Below are 19782 nucleotides of genomic sequence, written 5' to 3'. Positions count from 1 at the left end.
CCTATTTCCGGCGAATCGCCCGAACCGGCGGCCTCATGCACGAGTTCCCGCCTCTACCAGTGCGTCCAGCAACCCCAGGTCGCCACCGAGCTCGGCGACGGTGTCGCGGACGACGGCGATGTCCTTGCCGACGAACTCCCCGACGGCGGAGGCGAACGCCCCGGTGGAACCGGCGGCGGCGATCATGCTCAGCACCCGGCTCTGAGAACTGCCGTGGGTCAGCGCGGCCAACAGCGGACCCTCGCCGACGCCCAGCCGGGCGCCCAGTCTGGCGCCTTCGCTGACGAGCCCGATCTGCGCGGCGAACAGGGTGTTGTTGACCAGCTTGACCAGCTGCCCGGCGCCTGTACCTCCCGCATGCAGGATCGGGTCGCCGTAGGCGGACAGCAACGGTGTCAGTCGGGTCACCGCGTCGTCGGGCCCACCGACGAACAGCGTCACCGAGCCCGCGGCGATGTCGTGCGGGCCGCCGCTGACCGGTGCGTCGACGACCTCGACATGGGAGAACCGCTCCGCGATCGCCTGCGCCGTGCGCGGGCTGCCGGTGGTGTGCACGACCAGCGTGGCGCCCGGCTGCATGCCCTTCACCAGGTCGCCGTCCAGGCACAGCTGCCTGACCTGGTCATCGGTGAACACGCAGACGATGACGACGTCGGCGCCGTCGGCCGCGCCGGCCGGATCGTCGACCGGCGCGGCGCCCAACGCCTCTACCGCAGAACGCTTCTCGGCCGTCCGGCCGACCGCGCGCACGGTGTGGCCCGCGGCCACCAGACGCGCCACCATCGGTGCGCCCATCCGGCCGGCGCCGACGAAACCGACGTCGGTCATCGCGGGTGATCCATGTGTTGCAGGGCGGTGTCGGCCGCGGTGAACACCGATCCCTCGGCCGCCTTGGCGGCGGCGGCGAGGCTTGCCGCGTGGCGGACGTCCTTCTGCAGCAGCGCTCCCGCGATGGGCGCCAGTCCCTCCACCGTGCCGCCGAACATCGAGATGCTGCTGACCGCCTTGCTGGTCGCCGAGCCGCGAACCAGCACCTCGCACAGCTTGTCGCGGGCCACGCCCAGTGAGTCGCCGAGCTCCAGCGCGCTCAGGGCGCTGCCCAGGTTGGCGCTGAACAGCAAATTGTTGAGGATCTTGGCAACCTGACCGCTGCCGAGCGGGCCGAGGTGCACGACGGGATCGGCGTACGTCGCGAACACCGGCCGGGCCTTCTCGACGTCGGCCTCGGCGCCACCCACCATCACCAGCAGTGTGCCGTCGGCGGCGGCAGGGCCGCCCCCGCTGACCGGTGCGTCCAGCACCGAGACGTCGTGGCGCCCGGCGAGTTCGGCGATCTCTGTGCAGGTGTCGGGGTGCACGGTGCTGTGGACGGCGATGACGGCGCCCGGCGCCAGTCCGGCAAGCACCCCGGTCTCACCCGAGAGCACCTGACGGACGTCGTCGTCGCCGACCACGCACAGGCAGACCAGGTCGCTGGCCGAGGCCAGTTCGGCCGGGGTGTCCGCGATCTTGGCAGCGGTGTCCGCGAACGGCTCCACCGACGCGGGCCTGCGGGCCCACAGCGTGAGTTCGTGTCCCCCTTCGACGATCCGCCGTGCCATCGGCGCGCCCTGGCTTCCCAGCCCGATGAATCCAACCCGCATCAGCCGGCCTCCACTTCGATTCCTGCCGACCGGCTTTCGCGGGCGACCTCGACATTGACGACGCACTCTTCGACGAACGACAGCACTTTGAGGTGATAGGCCGCGGCGCGAAGGCCGAGGCTCAGGTTGTGGCCCGCGCCGACGACTTCCTCGGTGACGAACCGCGGGGCAGCGGTGAACGCCGCGCCGATCTCGGCAAGCGCATCGGGGTCGGACCGCCAGACCCGTTCGTGGTCGGCGTGGCCGAACTGCACCGGTACCCGCACCTGGGCGGCCAGCGCAGGGAAGTCCCGGTGCGGCCAGTCCCGCACCATGCCCGCCTCGTAGGGCGCGCCGGTCGACGAGTTGGTGATTCCGCTGAGCACGTCGGCGGGGTACAGGTCGGCGGGCTCCCACAGCAGTGCCCGCAGTCCCGGCGGCCGGTGGGTCGCCGACGCATTCCGCAGGATGTCCAAAGCCGCGTCGTGATAATGCAATCCGGTGCCCGCGAGCGCCAGACCGAGCAGTTCGGCGCGGCGCGGATCGTCACTCGCGGCCATCCGTAGGGCGAGTTCGCAGCCGTTGGAGTGGGCGAGCACGAACAGTCCCGCTCCCCGGGGGCGGGCGCCGAGCACCTTGTCGACAGCGCCGTATGCCAATGCCACCCGGTGTTCGGGCCTGGCGATCGCGTCGGGGTAGGCCGCCGAACTGCCGTAGCCCGGGCGGTCGAGCGCCACCATGGTGAAACCCAGTGCGGCGCCGAGGCGCAGGAGTGACAACCGGGGATGACCGGGGCAGTCGAAGTACGCCGCGGTGCTCGCACCGCCGTGCAGCGCGACGAGCACGGCCCGGGGTTCGTGCTCCGGTTCGGCGACCAGCGCTGACATCGGGACGAGGTCGCCCAGGCTATCGACCATCACCACCCGCGGCCGCGGCGTGGTGATCATGCCTCGGCCCGCAGCAGCAGCACCCCGCTGGGCGTGAGGCCACCGCTGCTGGTGACGGCCACCCGGGCGCCGGACACCTGCCGCTCGCCGGCCTCCCCACGCAGCTGGGTGACGGCCTCGTGGATCAGGCCCATGCCGTGGGTGCGCCCGTGGGAGAGCTGCCCGCCGTGGGTGTTCAGCGGGATCACGCCGTCGCGGGCGATGTTGTGGCCGCCGTCGAGGAAGTCCTTCGCCTCGCCGATCCCGCAGAAGCCGAGCGCCTCCAGCCACGACAGGCAGTTGAAGCTGAACCCGTCGTACAGTTCGGCGACGTCGACGTCGCTGGGCCGCAACGATGTCCGGGTCCACAAGTGAGCGGCCTGGCCGAGCACCTGCGGCTCGTGGGTCAGTGTGGTCTGGTCCCAGTCGGTGCGTTCGACGATCTGCGTGCCCACCGCCTCGATGTACACCGGCGGCTTCGCCAGGTCGCGGGCCGCGTCGACCGCCGAGACCACGACGGCGACCGCGCCGTCACACGGCACGTCGCAGTCGTAGAGCCCGAACGGTGTGGTGATCATCCGCGCCGACAAGTAGTCGTCCATGGTCATCGGATCGCGGTAGATCGCGGTCGGGTTCAGACCGGCGTTCGCCCGCTGATTCAGGGCGATCCAGCCGAGCGTCTCACGGGTGGTGCCGAAGCGGTCGAAGTGACGATGTGCGTTCTGCGCCAGCGTGTGTGCCGCTGACGTCGCACCGAAGGGCATCTGCCAACTGGTGGTGCGGGCGCCCCCGGGCGGGGACATCTTGCCCTCTTTCATCAGCTGCCCGAACGTCGCCTCCCACAGCGTGCGGAAGCACAGCACGTGGCGCGCAAGGCCGGTGGCGACGGCCATCATCGCTGCGATCACCGAGCCACCGGGGCCGAACGTGTCCATCCCGCCGTTGATCCAGGTGGGTCGCAGGCCAAGGGCGCCCTCCAGCGCGTTGACACCACCCTCGCCCATCCCCGCGATGTCCAGACCGGGATAGGTCGACAGCCCGTCGATGTCGTCGAAGGTCAGGCCGGCGTCGGCGACGGCGGCCTCACACGCGTCGATCGTCAGTGACAGCGGTGGCACCATCAGCCTGCGGCCCAGCCGGGAGGCCCCGACACCCGTGATCGCCGAGTGCTCCTCGAACTTGTCGCTGCGCAACATCGGCCGGACGTGCTTGCCGAAATCCGCAGGCGCGATCTCGTCCGTCGGCAGCACCGGCTGCTGTCCGGCGTCGCTCGCAGGCGTGAAGACCGGCAGCCATACGTCGGCCACCTGCTGGAACGCCACCTCGACCGGTTGGCCGATCGCGACCAAGTCGGGATCGGCGTCGACGATGTTGGTGGTCAGCCGGACCCGCGGATCCTCCAGGATCGCGACCTCCGCGACGACGTAGGGCGGCGGCAGGTCGGGGAAGCCGAACCGGTGGTTGACGGTGAAGCCGGCGATGGTGCCCTTGCCCGACACCTCGCTCGGCTCGAGCTTGCGGCTGCGGCAGTAGCGGCAGATCGGTTGCGGCGGATGGATGTAGGACTCGCAGTCCTGACACTGCTGCAGACGCAGCACGCCGTCGGCGCCCGCGGTCCAGAAGAACTCGTTCTGCGCCGTCAGCTGCGGCACCGGCCGTCCCGGGATATCGGTCATCTCACATCCCCGGCATCATCTGTGCTTCGCGCGCCACGTCGGCATGGTCGGGGTCGGACTCCTCGACGCGCGGCAGCCCGTCGCCCGCCGGAGGCAGCGGCGAGCGCTCATCGGTGACCATCTCGATGATCGCGTGCACCGGGCAGTCCAGCAGTGCCCGCCGCACGGCGGGCTGATCGGCCTCGGGCACCGTGCCGTTGCCGACCAGTGACGCATAGCCCCAGTCGTCGAGCGAGAAGTACTCCGGGGCGTGTTTCGCGCAGACACCGAACCCGTCGCACATCGTCCGGTCGAGACGCACTCTCACGGTGTCATCACCGCCTCCACCTCGTAGGGCCGCATCGCGTTGTACAACGCGGAACCGCATGAGCTGCATGAACTCTCGAGGTGACGGGCGACCTCCTGCGGGAAGCTGCGCAACAGCGTGGCCGCCACGTTCGTCGCAGCGTCCAGGGTCGCGCAGGCGCCGCGTCCGCGCAGCACCACCGACCAGCGCTCCAGCCGCGCCAGGTCCTCGGTGGTCGCCGCGCCGTCGCGCAGCGCACTCGTCACGGCGGACATCGCCGCGGTCCCGTTGAAGCATGAGCCGCACTGACCGGCGTTCTCCCGGTCGAAGTACGCCATCACCGAGGCCGCGACCGCGATCGGGCACTCGTCGGTGATCAACGACACCGCGCCGCAGCCCAGACCACTGCCGACCCGCTGCATCGTCTCGTGGTCGAGCGTGGTGTCGAGCACGTCACGATTCATCAGCCCGGTGAAGTAGCCGCCCATCAGCACGCCACGCACCTCGTCCGCCGGCACGCCGTACACGTCGAGCAGCTCGGAGAACGCTGTGCCGTGCGGCAATTCGTACAACGCCGCCGGCCTGCCACCGCCGGTGACCGTCGCCAGGAAGGTGCCGGGCGAGGTGGACGTCCCGGCGGCCCGGAACGCCTCGGACCCGTGCCGCAGCAGGAAGGGCAGGTTGGCCAGGGTCTCGACGTTGCTCACGACAGTCGGCAGCCCGGCGACGCCGTGTTCGAACGGCCGTGGCGGCTTGTCACTCGGTTTGGCGGGACCGCCGTTGACGAAGCGGACCGCCGCGGTCTCCTCGCCGGCCACATAGCCCGCAGTCACGGTCACGACCGAGACCGGCGGGCCGTCGGTGCGTTCGGCGAGTTCGGCCAGCGCGCCCGCGGCGACCTCGGCGGCGCGGCTGTCCGAGACGTACAGGTATGCCCGGTCGGCGCCGACGATCCGGGCGGCCAACCGCAGGCCGTCGAGCACCAGGTGGGGCCGGTGCCGCAGCAGCCAGCGGTCCTTGACCGATGCGGGCTCGCCCTCTTCGCCGTTGGCGATGATGACCGCGCCGCCGGCGCGGCGGCCGTTGTCGCGCACGGTGCGGAGCTTGACTGCGAGCGGGAAGGCGGCGCCGCCGCGGCCCAGGAGGCCGGACAGGTCGATCGCGTCGAGCAGGCCGTCGGGGTCGGGAAGTGGCTGGTATCCGCCCTGTGCCGTGTAGGCCGCGAGATCCTCGGTGCCGGAGCCGAGGTCGTCGCGCAGCAGCCGGGCGGCGGTGCCGGGCCAGGCTGCGACGGTGAGTTCGGGTGTCGCGGCGGTGGTGTTCATGACTGCCTCCCGTCACTGCCCGCGGATAGGCTGGCGGACATGAGAACCGCGGTGGTGCGTGTCGGTGTCGACCCGTCCGGTGAGCTCGGTGCCGAACAACTGCGAGACGGGGTGACGACGCTGCGCAGGCTGGCGTCCGACGCGGGCGCCGAGGTGCTGGCCGACGACCTCGCGGCGCTGCCGCCCGCCCGCCGAGAGGTCGAGGTGCTGATGCTCGCCACTGCGGCCGAGGAGGTGATGCACACGGCGGTGGCCCTGTGCGCCAAGGCGTTCGGCACGGAACCGGCACCCGGGGTGGTGACGTTCATCAGCCGGGGCACCGACGACGACGCCGTCGGCGTGCTCGCCGGTTTCGGATTGACAGGGGCGATCGAGCGCACGCCGGGGGACGAGGGCTGGGACGTGGTGCAGGTGACGCTCGCCAAGGGTGACCTCGAGCGGGTGCCGGAGAGCCGGATCCACACGGCGCTCGAGGCCTCGCTCAACTGCGAGGTGCGCATCGTCACGCGCTGAGCTGCGGTCATCTCCGGCCGGCCGGCGTCCGCAGGAAGTCCAGGATCGCCGGGGCCGCCTGCACCCACGTGTCGAACATGTTGAAGCGCTTCACCTTCCCCTGTGCCCGCTTCTCGCTCGCACGCTCCCAGGCGTCCTCCGGCCACGGCGGATCGATCAGGGTCGCCCCCTTGATCAGGCAGCTCACCTCAAGTGACGTCCGCTTGGGGTGGTCGAGGTCGTTCTCGCCGCCGCGGATGATCAGCGTCGGCACCGTGATGTTGTCGAACATCTCGTCCTCGACGCCGGGGATCGTCTGGCCGGGCTTGGGCACGAAGGCATTGAGCCAGCGCAGCATCAGTTTCAGGAACTGGTCGGGATCGAGTGCGAGCAGGCGGTCGCGGTTGTCGGGGTTCTCCGCGATGCGTTCCCGCCACTCCGACACCTCGGCGACGCCGGCCATTCCGCTGCCGCGCACGGCCAGGATGCTCGGCACGATGTAGTAGGACCCGAGCACGAAGGAGCCGTAGACACCGCCGACGATGTTCCACACCACCAGCTTCTTCACCAGCTCGGGGTAGAGCATCGTGGTCAGCATCGAGTCGCGTGCGCCGCCGGACCCGCCGGCGATGATGCACGGCCCGATCTCCAGCTCGGTGATCAGCGCTCGCAGGGTGTCGGCCCGCATGTGCGATTCGCTCTGGCCGTAGAACTGCACATCGGATTTGCCGCAGTTCGGCCTGTCCCACAGCAGCACCCGGTAGCCGCCCTCGACGAGCTTCTTGGCCAGCGGCTTGAGCCCGGGAATGTCCTTGCTGAACCTGCCGCCAGGGGTGAGGACGATGAATTCGCCCTCCTTGCCCAGGATTTCGTACACGACGTTACCGCCGTTGATCTCGATCTTCTTGTTGGGCAACTTGTCTCCGATTTCTGGGCGCGAGGTCCGCTTCAGGCCTGGACGAGCACGTCGTTGCCGACGACCCGGACCGGGTAGGTGCGGATGCTCCACTCCGGCTTGACCGCGGTGGTACCGGTGGCGAGCTCGAAACCCCATTGGTGCCAGGGACAGAAGATGTACTCCTTGTCGCGAACCATCACCGCGTCACCGGGGACGCTGTCGTCGGCGACGTTGAGGCCGCGCGCACGTCCCGAACACAGTGGACCGCCCTCGTGCGGACAGTAGTTCGCGATGGCGTAGAAGGAGCCGTTGACGTTGTACACGCCGACACCGTGCCTGCCGATGGGCACCAGCTTGTGTGTACCCGGCGGGATCTCTTCGACGGTGGCGACGACGTGTTCACGCCCCTGCGCGAGCCGGGGTTCGCGCCCCGCCGGCGGCCGGGGCGCCTCACTCTGCTCGGTCATAGGTCAGAAGACCCGGACCTGGCCCTCGAGCGCCGGAACGGTCTCGGGGAGGTGGTATGTCGCGATGCCGTTGCGGAACATGATGGCCTCGCGGGCGTGCTCGGGCAGGTGCTTGACCAGCCAGCGCGGATCGTCGAACGTCCAGTGCGGGTAGTCACTGGAGAACAGCAGGATCTTCTCGCATTCCATCCACTCGAAGGCCCGGGTCAGTTCGGTCTTGTCCTCGGGATAGTCCAGCGGCTGGGTGGTGAACTTGATGTGGTCCTTGACGTACTCGCTCGGCTTGCGCTTGATGTCCATCCAGGACTTGCGGGCCTCGTAGATCGCATCCATCCGCCACATCAGCGGCAGGATCCAGGTGAACGCGTGCTCGACGAAGACGATCCGCAGGTTGGGGTGCCGGTCGAAGGTGCCGTCGAAGATCAGGCTCATCACCTGGTTCGCCGCAAGCAGCGAGTAGGTGACCATGAAGTCGTGGTTGTAGCTGGGAAGTCCGACCGGCGGCATGGGCAGCTCGTCGTAGTGGCTGCGCGACAGGTGGCAGCTCACAGTGATGTCGTGTTTGGTGGCCGCGGCCCAGATCGGGTCGTACTTCGGGTTGCCCCATGACGGACGCGGCTCGGCCTTGATCAGGATCTGCGCCATGAAGGGATGGCCGGCCCAGCGCTCGATCTCCTCGACGCTGCGCTCGGGCTCCTCGATGGCCAGGCAGATCGACCCGCGCCAGCGTTCGTGCCAGTTGTTGTGGCTGTCGAGCCAGTGCTTGTCCTGCCAGTCGTTGAGCGCGCAGTTCATCGCGTGGTTCGCCTCGGGGATCCGCGCCGGATAGGCGGCGGGCTCCAGGATCGCGATGTCCGCGCCCGCCTCCATGATCAGCTGCTTGAACGCGAGATCCGGATCGCTGCAGGGAAATTCACCATCGGCGGGGAAGGCGTCGACGCGCATCGCGTAGGAGTGCGCATAGTCGGGGGCGTCGTAGTAGATCTGGTCGCCGACCTTGTGGCTGCCGAAGTACCGGCTGCGCCACGGCTCGGGGATGTACTGACCCAGCTCGCCGGTACGGGGTGCGGGGTGGACGTCGGAGTCGACACACCGGACCGCGATGCGTTCGGCAGCGGGAATCCTCGGATTGGCTGTGACGGACGGGATCGTTGTCATGATCGCTCCTCTTCTACCTCTACTGTGCAGCACTTGCGGATGCGATGACAGGAATTTCGATGCCGTACAGCTCCGCGGCGTTGCGCCAGCACAACTTGTCGCGCTGCTCGGCGCTGTAGGAGCAGGGCACCGACAGATCGTTGAGCTGCCAGTGCGGGTAGCTCGACCCGTACATCACCATGTCGTCCTTGCCCGTGAAGCCGGCCCACTCACCGGCGAAGCCGACGTCGCCCGGGCCGTCGAGCGCGCCCTGGATGAAGTAGGTGTGGCCGGGCAGGTAGTCGCTCGGCATCCTCGGCGCCCACGGCGTCTGCTCGAGATGGGGCCTGCCGAAGCAGTCCATCCGCCACATGAACGGCGTCAGCATGTCCGCGGCGCCGTCCGCCCAGACGAACTTCAGCGCGGGCATGCGCTCGAACACCCCCTCGGCGATCATGTTCATCAGGTGGTAGAGGAAGTTCATCGCGGTGAAGCCGACGAACTGCTCGTAGGTGCGGGTGATGCCGTTCGGGGTGGGCGGCAGCATCACTCCCGAGCCGACCTCGAAGTGCACGGCCACCGGCAGTCCAGCGTCGACGGCCGCCTCCCACAGCGGCCAGAACTGCGGCTTGCCGTACAACTCGCGCGACTGCAGCGGCACGCCGATCTGCACCACCCGTGGGTGGTCCTTGTACTTGGCGATCTCGCGCAGCGCACCGGTGATGTCGTCGGGATTGACGCGGATGGTGCCCCGGAATCGCTCGCCGTGTGCGCTGTCGTCCAGCCAGCGCGTCACCATCATCTCGTTGTGCCCGGCGGCGAGCGCGGACCCGAGGTGCCTGTCCGGCATGATGCCGCGGCCCATCGGGTGCAGGATCGCCACGTCCACGCCGCGCTCGTCGAACAGGTGGCGCGCGACGACGTCCGGGTCGGAGCCGGGGTACTGCTTGTCGGGACCTGTGGTGCCCTTGGCGTATTCGCCACCGGGCGCCCCGTACCAGTCCATCTCGTAGTCGGGAAAACCCCGGCTGCGGAACGGCTCCCGCAGGAAGTTCTGCCGCAGGTCCTTGTTCGACTTGCAGAAGATGTGCACGCTCGCATCGATGACGGGTGTAAGCGTCCCGTCGGGGTGCTCCATGACCAAGGCTGACCTCCGTGTTCGTCCGGTTCGCGCGGGCTGCGCACCGTCGAAGACGACGCGCGGCGGAGCCGGACCTGCCCCCAGTGTAAATGGTAGTTCTTCAAAGGCAAGAATTCTGTTCTCTTGCCGAATACCCGCATCTGTGCAGGTGAGCGTGCATGCTGGTCAGTCGCCCAGCAGACTGCTTAGGTAACCTCATGACCGTTACGGGAGAACGGTGCAACACGTTGCGAGAATGCTATTCTCCTAGAGTCGTGACATCGCACCAGGAGGCGCCGGATGCTACTCGAGTTCGATGCCGATCAGCGGCTGTGGCAGGAGACCGTGCGCGACGCGGTGACCAAACAGTGCCCACCCTCGCTGGTCCGCAGCGTGGCCGAAGACCCTGACTCACCCGAGGGTGACCCGACCCCGCTGTGGAAGCTGTACGTCGACGCCGGCTGGACCGAGCTGACGGACCAGGAGAACACCGTCGAGCTCGCCATCGTCTGCGAGGAGCTCGGCCGGGCCACCGACCCGACACCCTTCCTCGCGACGCTGACGCAGTACGCGCCGCTGGCGGCCGACCGGTACGACCCGCAGCAGGCGGGCGCGGCGGTGTACTCCGGCGTGAGCGCCCACCGCGACGCCGAGGGCTGGGTGCTCGACGGCATCGCCCGCAACGTCGTCGACGGTGACCGGGCGGACCGGCTGGCCGTGGTCACCGAGGCCGGGGTCTTCCTCGTCGAGGCCGCGGAGGTGTCGTCGCGCCGCAGCCCGGTGTTCGATCCGGTGCTGCACGTGGCCGAGGTGTCGTTTCCCGGAGTGCGGGTCTCGGACACCGCCCGGGTGCACGTCGACGCGGAGAAGGCGCACCACCTCGCGCTGACCGGCATGGCGATCACGATGGTCGGCGCCTGCCAGCGGATCCTGGACCTGGCGCTCGACCACGCCAAGCAGCGTCACCAGTTCGGGGTGCCCATCGGTTCGTTCCAGGCCGTTCAGCACAAGGCGGTCGACATGCACGTCGCCATCGAACGGGCCCGGGCCCTGTCGTATTTCGCCGCGCTGACCATCGCGGCCGACGACCCGCGCCGCCGGATGGCGGCGGCGATGGCCAAGGCCTCAGCGGGTGAGTGTCAGTCCATCGTGTTCCGGCACGGCCTGCAACTGTTCGGCGCCATGGGCTTCACCTGGGAGAACGACCTGCAGTTCGCGCTGAAGCGGGCGAAGGCCGGCGAGCTCCTGCTCGGCGGCGCCGCCGAGCACCGGGCCCGGATCGCCGAGGAGTACAGGGGTTTCTAGATGCAGCTGACCTTCGATTCCGATGTCGAGGAGTTCCGGGCCGAGTTCTCCGCCTTCCTCGACGAGCACCTGCCCGACGAGGCCGACACGCTCGAGCGGCCGCGCTCGGTGTCGCACATGCCGCAGTGGGCCCGTGACTGGCAGCGGTTGCTGTTCGACAACGGATGGCTGCTGCCCGCCCAGCCGCCGGAGTTCGGCGGCCGCAATGCGTCGGTGCTGCAGACCTTCGTCCATCTCGACGAGCTCTGCCGGCGCCGCATCTACCACAGCTTCAATCCGCAGGGCGTGAACATCGTTGCGGCGTCGTTGATCTCGTTCGGCTCCGAGGAGCAGAAACACCGCTGGGCGGTGCCGGTGCTCAAAGGTGAGATCACGGCGTCGCTGGGCATGAGCGAGCCCAGCGCCGGGTCGGACCTGGCATCGCTGCGCACCCGGGCCGTACGCGACGGCGACCACTTCGTGGTCAACGGCCAAAAGGTGTGGACGTCCGGCGCCCACGACGCCGACTTCCTGCTGACCTTCGTGCGCACCGACCCCGACGCCCCCAAGCACAAGGGCATCAGCGCGCTGATCATCCCGACCGACCTGCCCGGTGTCGTCTGCCGGCCGTTCGCCGACCTGTGCGGCGAGGAGAACAAGGATTTCAACGAGGTCTTCTTCACCGACGTGCGGGTGCCGGCCGAGAACCTTGTCGGACCGCTCAACGGCGGCTGGAAGGTCATCAACGGATCACTCGGCCACGAGCGCACCATGATGTGGCTGGGCTTCGCCGACCGCATCGACAACATGATCGCCGATTTCGAACCGCACACCGAGATCGAGCGCGACCAGTATGCCTCGGTGATCATGGACTACCAGGCGCTGCGGGCAATGGGCTCGGCGGGTCTGGCGCGTGCCGCCCGCGGGGAGTCGGACACCGCATCGGTGTCGGTGCTCAAGCTGTTCGGGTCGGAGGCCGAGATGCGGGCGGCCGACGCGGCGCTGACCGCAGCGGGCGCCGACGGTCTGGTGCATCCGTCGACCACCGGCCGCTACGAGCACATGAACCTCGACCACTACTTCGCGAGCTGGTTCGAGCGGTTCTCCCGCAGCTTCTCGGGGACGATCGCGGGCGGCACGTCGGAGATCCAGCGCAACATCATCGCCACGCAGGTACTCGGACTGCCCCGCGGCTGAGAACGACGTCGGGGCCGGTCGCTCATGGCGACCGGCCCCGACGCCGTCACATCAGTAGTTGCTGCAGGATCCTGAGATCTGCACGATGGGGCCCAGGTAGGCCTGTGCCATCGAGCTGCCCTTCAGGAAGTTCACGGTCTGCTGCCGCTGGGCCGGCCCCGACGCCAGGAAGCTGCGCAGCTGCCCCTGGAACCCCGGCGACGAATTCACCTCGGCGGCGAGATCGGGCCGCTGATCGTTCAGCGCCGCGATCACCTGGTCGTAGCTACACGTCGTGTTGACGACCGCATCCAGATTCGGCTGCGCGGACGCCACTCCGGCCGAGAGGCTCAGGGCGGAGACCGCCAGTCCACCACCGATTGCCGCCAGCACTCTTGCACGCTTCATAATCTGCTTCTACCCCGTTCCGACAGGTTGTTGCCCGCTTTCTTTTACAGGCTAACAGCATGTCGTTCCAAGGGTTCTGGTCGTTACAGCGCGTGACCGCCCCCTGGCAGGCGCGGTGCAACTACAGGCGACGCAGCGCGAACGTCCAGAACTGGGTGCCGGGCGGGCCGTTGAAGCAGCCGACGTCGTACCGGGAGTCGATCGTGCCGGCGAGAGTGGCGTCGTCCCAGACGTAGGTCTCGCGGGTCGGGAGATTGTATCCAGGGCACCGGAGACCGTCCGGTACGTCGACGACCAATGTCCAGCGACCGTCCTTGAGATAGGCCTTGTTCTCGTAGTACTCGTAGAACTTCAACCGCGGCCGCGCGCTGACCTTGGCGCAGTCGGCGCTCTTCTCCGGAACGCAGAAGGAGAGGTACCACATCCACGATGCCCGGTCGTAGCGGTTCGTGAGCAGGTCGTAGTTGCCCAGGCGCATCGCGGACGCGGGCGGGGCCGTCACCATCGCGGTCACGGTGAACACGGCGACGGCGAACGCCGCAGCGGCGGTTGAGATGCGGGCACTGACGAGCTTCACTGCTTCTTCCCTCCCGTTCTTCCCCCGGCCCATAGAACCATTTCGCCTTGACCTCGGTGTAGAGATCAGTCGATTACCGCCGGTTCCTTGCGCTCGGTGATGGGCCGGGCGAGTTCCTGCTCGTTGCAGATCCGCTGCAACTTGTCGATCGTCTCGTCCAGACCGGGGCCCAGCGGGTCGGAGGGGGTGAAGGTCGCCGGCAGGTTGCGCATGCCCTGGATGACGCCGATGGTGTCGTAGTGCACGGCGCCCTCGGGGTCGCACACGTAGTCGGGCATCCGGTCGAGCACCGCGGTCAGCATCGACTTGAACACCGTGCGTGCGACGTTCGAGCCGACACAGCGGTGTACGCCGATACCGAAGCTGAAGTGCCGGTTGCCCTTCCGGTCGAGCATGATCTCGTTCGGCTTGTCGAACACCGACGGGTCGCGGTTGGCCATCGCCCAGGACAGCCAGAGTCGCTCGTACTTCTTGAACTGCTGGCCCTCGACCTCCACGTCGTCGGCGAAGGTGCGCCCGTCGCCGGGCGCGGGTGTGAAGAACCGGAGGAACTCCTCGGTGGCGGGATGCAGCAGCTTCGTGCGTTCGCGGGACAGCCGCTCGCGTTCGTCGGGATGCTCACCGAGCCATTCCAGGGCGTGCGCGGTGAGCGCGGTGGTGGTGTCGAACCCGCCACCGATGATGAGTCCGAGATTCCCGAGGATCTCCATGTCCGGTGCCGGTTCGCCGTCGATGCGCAACTGCACCAGAGCGTTCACCAGGCCCGGCCGCGGGTTATCGCGGATCTCCATCATGTTGGTGATGAGGTCGATGCCCATCTCCCGGTGCTGCTCGTTGATCTTTTCGCGCTCGGGGGAGTGCTCGGGGGTGTACACCGACGCATGGGTGGGCTCGCTGTAGACGTTCCACTTCTTCAGCTCGATGCCCATCATCGCGAGCGTGAACACCGCGGGCACCACGTTGGCGAGGTGCTCGACGAAGTCGATGCGGCCCGACGCGATGTGCTCGTCGAGCGCGGCGCGAGTGATCTCGTCGACGAATGGTTCCCAGCGCTTGATCGCGGCAGGGGACAGGTACGGGTTCAGCGCACCGCGGTAGGAGCTGTGCTCCGGCTCGTCCATCTCGAGGATGCCGCCGCGAACGACGGTGGCGCGACTGGCCTTCGGGATCGTGATGCCCTTGAACGGGGTCTCACCGGTGATGTCGTGGTGATTGGAGACCACGGGACAGCGGGCCAGTTCGAAAACGTGCCTGCTGTCGGCGGCCACCCAGTGCCCGTCGTAGGTGTCGGTCCACGCCATCGGACACTTGGCCTGCATCTCCTCGGTGATCTTCTGGAACTGCAGGCGGTACTCCGGCGTGTGCCGGTCGAAGTGGTACGTGTTCTTCTTGCGGTCGCCGTCGGTCGTGACACCGTCGTCGATGCTCACGTGGTCGTCTCCTCTGCCTGGAGCGGGACCTGCCGGGTAGTGGGAGTCATTCGATGACGATCGCCTGTTCGGGGCAGGAGTGCGCGGCCTCTGCCACCTGCTCCTCCTGATCCCCGGGAACGTCCTCGCTCACCGGCGACGCGTGGCCGTCGACGTCGTCGAGTTCGAAGGAGTCGGGAGCGATCATCGAGCACAACGTGTGGCCCTGGCAGCGCGTGCCGTCAACTGAGACCTTCACTGCTTTCCTCCAGTCGGCTAACCATGTTGCGGCGCAACGGAATCAGACGTGGTAGTCGTACCACTTGAGGTAACCGCCCGCGTCGACGCGCAGCTGCATGCCGGTGACGAATCGCGACTCGTCGGAGGCTAGCCACAGCACAGCGTTGGTGATGTCCTCGGGCTCGATGTAGGGCACCGGCATGGCCTGCTGGACGCCGAACGCCAGTTCGGCGTCCGCGCGGGTCGGCTTCTCGAGGTCTGGCCGGAACGAGCGGTACATCGGCTCGCTCTGCAGCATGTCGGTGTTGCAGTTGGTCGGGTGGATCACGTTGGCACGGATGCTGCGGACCGCCAGCTCGGTCGCCAGGTCGTGCACGTACTGGGAGATGAGGCGCTTGGAGGTCATGTAGCCCATCCCGCCGGGATCGGCTCCGGGACGGTCCTTCTTCGAGGCGTCCATCAGCGCGGCGGCCGACGCCGTCGCGATGATCGAGGCGCCCTCCTTCAGGTGTGGGAGCGCCACCTGGATGGCGTTGATGGTGCCGACGAAGTTGGTGTTGATGCCGTCGGTCCACGCCTGCATCGCCGGGGCGCCCTTCATCGCGGCGATGCCGGCCTGGGCGACGACGATGTCGAGGTGGCCCAGTTCGGCGACCCCGTTGTCCAGCGCCGCCTTGAGCGCGGCCGCGTCACGCACGTCGGCCTGGGCGATGATCGCCTTGCGGCCCGCCTTCTCGACGTACTGCGCGGTCTCCTCGAGGTCCTCCGGTCTGGCCAGGGGGTATCCGACGGTGTCGATGTCGGCGCAGATGTCGACGGCGATGATGTCGGCGCCTTCCTCGGCCAGCCGGATGGCGTGGCTGCGGCCCTGACCGCGCGCTGCACCGGTGATGAAAGCGACCTTGCCCTCAACGCGTCCCACAGTGGTGTCCTTTCGTTTCTCGGTCGATGTCCGGCCGGGGCGGTTCAGGTGTTCCGGCCGCCGTTGACGCCCAGGATCTGGCCGGTGATGTAACCGGCCTCCTCGGAGATGAGGAAGGCGCACGCCGCGGCGATGTCCTCGGGCCGGCCCATCCGCCGCACCGGCGTGGCCGCGATGGTCTGGTCGAGGTCGCCGAGGAACCCCTTCTCGGCCGCCGCCCGCATCATCGGGGTGTCGATGAAACCCGGCGGCACGGCGTTGACCGTGATCCCGGCCGGGCCGTACTCGAGCGCCAGCGTCTTCGTCAGCCCGTTGACCGCCGATTTGGCCGCCACGTAGGGCGCCATGTACGGGGCGCCCGAATGGGTGCTCGAGGACGAGATGTTGACGATGCGACCCCAGCCGGCCTCGATCATGTCGGGCAGCACGGCCTGGACGCAGTGGAAGACGCCGTTGAGGTTGACGTCGATGACGCGCTGCCAGCGCTCGAAGGTGACGTCGTGGAACTTCTTGAAGCTGTCCAGGCCGGCGCCGTTGACCAGGATCGAGATCGGGCCGAGCTTGGCGCGCACCGCGGTCAGGGCGTCGTCGACCTGACCGCGGTCGGTGACGTCGGCGGCGAAGGCGAATTCGTCGTCGCCGGGGTTCAGATCGAGGATCGCGACGTGATGGCCGTCGGCGCGCAGGCGGGCGACGATGGCGGCGCCGATACCGGAGCCGCCTCCGGTGACCACGGCATTCTTCACGCGGGGAACCTCGCGGCGGTGGCCTCAGCGCAGGTGTGCCCGGCGGCGCTCGAGGAGGCGGCCGGGTCGATCACGGTCGTCGCAGACGTCAAGAATCTTCCTTCCGATTATGAGAACCGTACTCTCGGGAGTGGCGATTCTGCAAGATTCGAAACGCCGCGGTCAAGGCATCCTATGCTGCTCACCCGGCACCGTAAGCCTATGACTAGCCGGTCTACCCAACCTTGAGTTCTCACTGGGTGAATGTATGATTCGCCCTCGATGAGAATGAAATTTCCATCACATATGCCGCTAGGAGGATGATGCAGGAAACGCCGACCATCTCGGATGACGTCCCGGGGGCCGACTTCATCGCCCTGCACGGTGCCGGGACGTCCGAACACAAGGCCGACCGGAGACTGCTGATCGACGGGCGCCTGGTCGAGACCGAGCGGACGTTTCCCTCTCTCAATCCGGCCACCGGCGAGGTGCTCGGTCACGCGCCGGACGCCACGGTGGCCGATGCCCGCGCCGCGGTCGACGCGGCCCGGCGGGCGTTCGACGAGTCCGGCTGGGCGACCGACGTCGAGCTGCGGGTGCGCTGCCTCGAACAGCTGCAGAGCACGCTGGTCGAGCACCGCGACGAACTCGCCGCCCTGACCATCGCGGAGGTGGGCGCCACCGAGTCGCTGTGCCAGGGCGCGCAGCTGGACCAGCCGATCGGGATCGTGCGCTACTACGCGGATCTGCTGAAGAGCTATCCGATGACCGAGGACCTCGGCAACATCGAGAGCCGCGGTATGCAGCACCACCGGTGGGTCGAGAAGGAAGCAGCGGGCGTCGTCGCCGCGATCATCGCCTACAACTACCCCAACCAGCTGGCGCTGGCGAAGCTGGCGCCCGCGCTGGCCGCCGGCTGCACCGTGGTGCTGAAGTCGGCGCCGGACACCCCGCTGATCACCCTCGCCCTCGGTGAGCTGATCGCCGAGCACACCGACATCCCGGCCGGCGTCGTCAACGTGCTCTCCGGCGCCGATCCCGAGGTGGGCGCGGTGCTGACGACCAGCCCGGACGTGGACATGGTCACCTTCACCGGATCGACGCCGACCGGCCGCCGGATCATGGCCGCCGCCAGCGAGACGCTCAAGAAGGTGTTCCTCGAACTCGGCGGGAAGTCGGCCGCGATCGTGCTCGACGACGCCGACTTCAGCATGGCCGCTCTGTTCTCCGCGTTCAGCATGGTGACGCACGCCGGCCAGGGCTGCGCGCTCACGTCGCGACTGCTCGTGCCGGAGGCCCACAAGGACGAGATCGTCGAGCTGATCAAGAACAACTTCGGGCACGTGCGCTTCGGGAATCCAGTCGACCCGTCCGTTTACATGGGTCCTCTGATCAGCGAGAAGCAGCGCGACAAGGTCGACGGCATGGTGCAGCGCGCCGTTCAGGCCGGCGCCACCCTGGTCACCGGCGGCGAGAAGGTCGACCCCGGCTACTTCTACACGCCGACGCTGCTCGCCGACGTGCACCCGGACAGCGAGATCGCCCAGGAAGAGGTGTTCGGACCGGTGCTCGTGGTGATCACCTATTCCGACGACGACGACGCGGTGCGGATCGCCAACAACTCCATCTACGGGTTGTCGGGCGCCGTGTTCGGCAGCGAGGAGCGCGCGCTGGCGCTCGCCCGGCGTATCCGCACCGGCACCTTCTCGATCAACGGCGGCAACTACTTCAACCCCGACACGCCCTTCGGCGGGTTCAAGCAATCCGGCATCGGCCGCGAGATGGGCACCGCGGGGCTAGAGGAGTTCCTCGAGACCAAGACCTTCGCGCGGGTCGTCTCGTGAGTTCCGGTGGGCAGGAGCGACGCGACCCGGGAAATGTGTCCGGCGGGCCACTCGAGGGCATCCGGGTGCTCGAGGTCGCGATGTACGGCTTCGTGCCGTCGGCGGGTGCGGTGCTCGGCGAATGGGGCGCCGACGTGATCAAGGTCGAGCATGCGGTGACGGGGGACCCGCAGCGCGGCCTGAGGCAGACCGGGTTGCTGCGGGTCGAGGGCGACCCGAATCCGAACATCGAGCACGCCAACCGGGGTAAGCGCAGCATCGGACTGGACATGTCGGTGCCCGAGGGCAGGGACGTGTTGCTCGAGCTGGCCCGCCGGGCCGATGTGTTCCTCACCAGCTTCCTGCCGGGGCACCGTAAGAAATTCGGTATCGATATCGACGACATCCGTGCCGTCAACCCCGACATCATCTATGCAAGAGGCAGCGCGTTGGGGCCGCGCGGCGAGGAAGCGGTGAAGGGGGGCTATGACATGACGGCCTTCTGGTGCCGTGCAGGCACGGCGCGCACCATCACCCCTCCCGACATGCCCGGCATGATCGGACCGCCCGGGCCCGCCTACGGCGACACCATCTCCGGCACCAATCTCGCAGGCGGTATCGCCGCAGCGCTGCTGAAGCGCGAGCGCACCGGCGAACCCTCGGTCGTGGACGTCTCGCTGCTGGGCAGTGGGCTGTGGTCGATGGGGCACACCGTGGCACTGACCAACCATCTCGGCGAACGCATGGAGGCCTTCCCGCCCGGCGTGCACGGTTCGCCCATCAACCCGCTCGTCGGGCTGTACCCCACCGCCGACGACCGCTACATCTCGTTCGTGATGATGCAGCCCACGAAGTTCTGGGCCGACGTGTGCCGGCACATGGACCTCACGGAGCTCGCCGACGACCCGCGGTTCGCCACGGCGGAGTCGATCGCCGAGAACACCGCAGCGGCCAACGAGATCCTCACCGAGGCAATGAAGAAGCGGCCCCTGGTCGAGTGGAGCGAGCGGTTCTCCACGCTCGCCGGGCCGTGGGCGCCCGTGCAGGACACACTGCAGGCCGCCCAGGATGCGCAGGTCAGGGCCAACGAATACATGGTGCAGGCCGGCGAGCTCGAACTGGTCGCCAACCCGGTGCAGTTCGACGTCGCCGCACCGCGGACCGGCCCGGCGCCGGGGTTCGCCGAGCAGACCGACGACATACTGGCCGAGCTCGGCCTGGATTGGGACCGCATCATCGAGCTCAAGACTGCCGGCGCCGTCACCTAGA

The 19782-nt window shown here is 68.2% G+C and carries 21 protein-coding genes; 5 read left to right on the top strand and 16 right to left on the bottom strand.

The features are described from left to right. Window positions 1–33 precede the first annotated feature (33 nt). From H7I41_RS26220 to H7I41_RS26195, 6 genes are read right to left on the bottom strand one after another with little or no spacing between them, the layout of a single operon-like run. A complete protein-coding gene (locus tag H7I41_RS26220) occupies window positions 34–828 on the bottom strand; it encodes an NAD(P)-dependent oxidoreductase (RefSeq protein ID WP_264015551.1) in 795 nt (264 codons plus the stop codon). Next, window positions 825–1643, bottom strand: a complete 819-nt coding sequence (locus H7I41_RS26215; RefSeq protein WP_264015550.1) for an NAD(P)-dependent oxidoreductase — start codon at window positions 1641–1643, stop codon at window positions 825–827. Before H7I41_RS26215 ends, H7I41_RS26220 begins: the two co-directional genes overlap by 4 nt. Further along, window positions 1643–2569, bottom strand: coding sequence for a serine aminopeptidase domain-containing protein (locus H7I41_RS26210; protein WP_264015549.1), 927 nt, complete (start codon window positions 2567–2569; stop codon window positions 1643–1645). The genes H7I41_RS26215 and H7I41_RS26210 overlap by 1 nt, the downstream gene beginning before the upstream one ends. Beyond that, window positions 2566–4224 carry a thiolase C-terminal domain-containing protein gene (locus H7I41_RS26205; protein ID WP_264015548.1) on the bottom strand — a complete coding sequence of 553 codons (1659 nt, stop codon included), beginning with the start codon at window positions 4222–4224 and terminating at the stop codon, window positions 2566–2568. The genes H7I41_RS26210 and H7I41_RS26205 overlap by 4 nt, the downstream gene beginning before the upstream one ends. Before the next feature lies 1 nt (window position 4225). After that, window positions 4226–4531, bottom strand: a complete 306-nt coding sequence (locus H7I41_RS26200; RefSeq protein WP_372503808.1) for a ferredoxin — start codon at window positions 4529–4531, stop codon at window positions 4226–4228. Next, window positions 4528–5835, bottom strand: a complete 1308-nt coding sequence (locus H7I41_RS26195) for an NADH-ubiquinone oxidoreductase-F iron-sulfur binding region domain-containing protein (RefSeq protein WP_264015546.1) — start codon at window positions 5833–5835, stop codon at window positions 4528–4530. The genes H7I41_RS26200 and H7I41_RS26195 overlap by 4 nt, the downstream gene beginning before the upstream one ends. A 39-nt stretch (window positions 5836–5874) precedes the next feature. Here H7I41_RS26195 and H7I41_RS26190 point away from each other — a divergent pair, with 39 nt between their 5' ends. Continuing rightward, a complete protein-coding gene (locus H7I41_RS26190; RefSeq protein WP_264015545.1) occupies window positions 5875–6348 on the top strand; it encodes a hypothetical protein in 474 nt (157 codons plus the stop codon). Window positions 6349–6355: 7 nt separating this feature from the next. Here the strand turns inward: H7I41_RS26190 and H7I41_RS26185 are convergent, their stop codons facing one another. The 4 genes from H7I41_RS26185 to H7I41_RS26170 are packed head-to-tail and all read right to left on the bottom strand — an operon-like array spanning window position 6356 to window position 9967. Continuing rightward, entirely contained in the window at window positions 6356–7243 is an 888-nt protein-coding gene (locus H7I41_RS26185; protein WP_264015544.1) for an alpha/beta fold hydrolase, read from the bottom strand. Between the two features lie 32 nt (window positions 7244–7275). Further along, window positions 7276–7692 carry a Rieske (2Fe-2S) protein gene (locus H7I41_RS26180; protein WP_264015543.1) on the bottom strand — a complete coding sequence of 139 codons (417 nt, stop codon included), beginning with the start codon at window positions 7690–7692 and terminating at the stop codon, window positions 7276–7278. 3 nt (window positions 7693–7695) lie between these two features. Beyond that, window positions 7696–8850, bottom strand: coding sequence for an amidohydrolase family protein (locus H7I41_RS26175; protein WP_264015542.1), 1155 nt, complete (start codon window positions 8848–8850; stop codon window positions 7696–7698). A 19-nt stretch (window positions 8851–8869) separates the two neighbouring features. Beyond that, entirely contained in the window at window positions 8870–9967 is a 1098-nt protein-coding gene (locus H7I41_RS26170; RefSeq protein WP_264015541.1) for an amidohydrolase family protein, read from the bottom strand. A 282-nt stretch (window positions 9968–10249) separates the two neighbouring features. On the opposite strand from H7I41_RS26170, the gene H7I41_RS26165 reads away from it, so the two are divergent. Next, window positions 10250–11254: an acyl-CoA dehydrogenase family protein gene (locus H7I41_RS26165; RefSeq protein WP_264015540.1), complete on the top strand. Its 1005-nt coding sequence runs from the start codon at window positions 10250–10252 to the stop codon at window positions 11252–11254. Next, window positions 11255–12430, top strand: a complete 1176-nt coding sequence (locus H7I41_RS26160; protein WP_264015539.1) for an acyl-CoA dehydrogenase family protein — start codon at window positions 11255–11257, stop codon at window positions 12428–12430. A gap of 51 nt (window positions 12431–12481) precedes the next feature. Here H7I41_RS26160 and H7I41_RS26155 read toward each other — a convergent pair whose 3' ends face one another. The 6 genes from H7I41_RS26155 to H7I41_RS26130 form a co-directional block, all read right to left on the bottom strand. Next, entirely contained in the window at window positions 12482–12817 is a 336-nt protein-coding gene (locus H7I41_RS26155; protein WP_264015538.1) for a hemophore-related protein, read from the bottom strand. A gap of 121 nt (window positions 12818–12938) precedes the next feature. Next, window positions 12939–13322, bottom strand: coding sequence for a hypothetical protein (locus H7I41_RS26150; RefSeq protein ID WP_264015610.1), 384 nt, complete (start codon window positions 13320–13322; stop codon window positions 12939–12941). Window positions 13323–13459: 137 nt separating this feature from the next. Next, the gene (locus H7I41_RS26145) at window positions 13460–14824 is read right to left on the bottom strand and encodes a cytochrome P450 (RefSeq protein ID WP_264015537.1); all 1365 of its coding nucleotides are present in this window, start codon (window positions 14822–14824) and stop codon (window positions 13460–13462) included. A gap of 46 nt (window positions 14825–14870) precedes the next feature. After that, window positions 14871–15062 carry a ferredoxin gene (locus H7I41_RS26140; RefSeq protein WP_264015536.1) on the bottom strand — a complete coding sequence of 64 codons (192 nt, stop codon included), beginning with the start codon at window positions 15060–15062 and terminating at the stop codon, window positions 14871–14873. Between the two features lie 42 nt (window positions 15063–15104). Continuing rightward, window positions 15105–15965: a mycofactocin-coupled SDR family oxidoreductase gene (locus tag H7I41_RS26135; RefSeq protein WP_264015535.1), complete on the bottom strand. Its 861-nt coding sequence runs from the start codon at window positions 15963–15965 to the stop codon at window positions 15105–15107. Between the two features lie 44 nt (window positions 15966–16009). After that, window positions 16010–16711, bottom strand: a complete 702-nt coding sequence (locus H7I41_RS26130; protein ID WP_264015534.1) for an SDR family NAD(P)-dependent oxidoreductase — start codon at window positions 16709–16711, stop codon at window positions 16010–16012. 302 nt (window positions 16712–17013) lie between these two features. On the opposite strand from H7I41_RS26130, the gene H7I41_RS26125 reads away from it, so the two are divergent. Together H7I41_RS26125 and H7I41_RS26120 are read left to right on the top strand one after the other, a co-directional pair. After that, window positions 17014–18534: an aldehyde dehydrogenase family protein gene (locus tag H7I41_RS26125; RefSeq protein WP_264015532.1), complete on the top strand. Its 1521-nt coding sequence runs from the start codon at window positions 17014–17016 to the stop codon at window positions 18532–18534. A gap of 35 nt (window positions 18535–18569) precedes the next feature. After that, window positions 18570–19781, top strand: coding sequence for a CaiB/BaiF CoA transferase family protein (locus H7I41_RS26120; RefSeq protein WP_264015609.1), 1212 nt, complete (start codon window positions 18570–18572; stop codon window positions 19779–19781). Window position 19782: the final 1 nt, after the last annotated feature.

It is taken from the genome of [Mycobacterium] manitobense (genome assembly GCF_025821665.1).
Lineage (GTDB): Bacteria > Actinomycetota > Actinomycetes > Mycobacteriales > Mycobacteriaceae > Mycobacterium > Mycobacterium arseniciresistens.
This window is presented reverse-complemented; position numbering and strand designations above follow the sequence as displayed.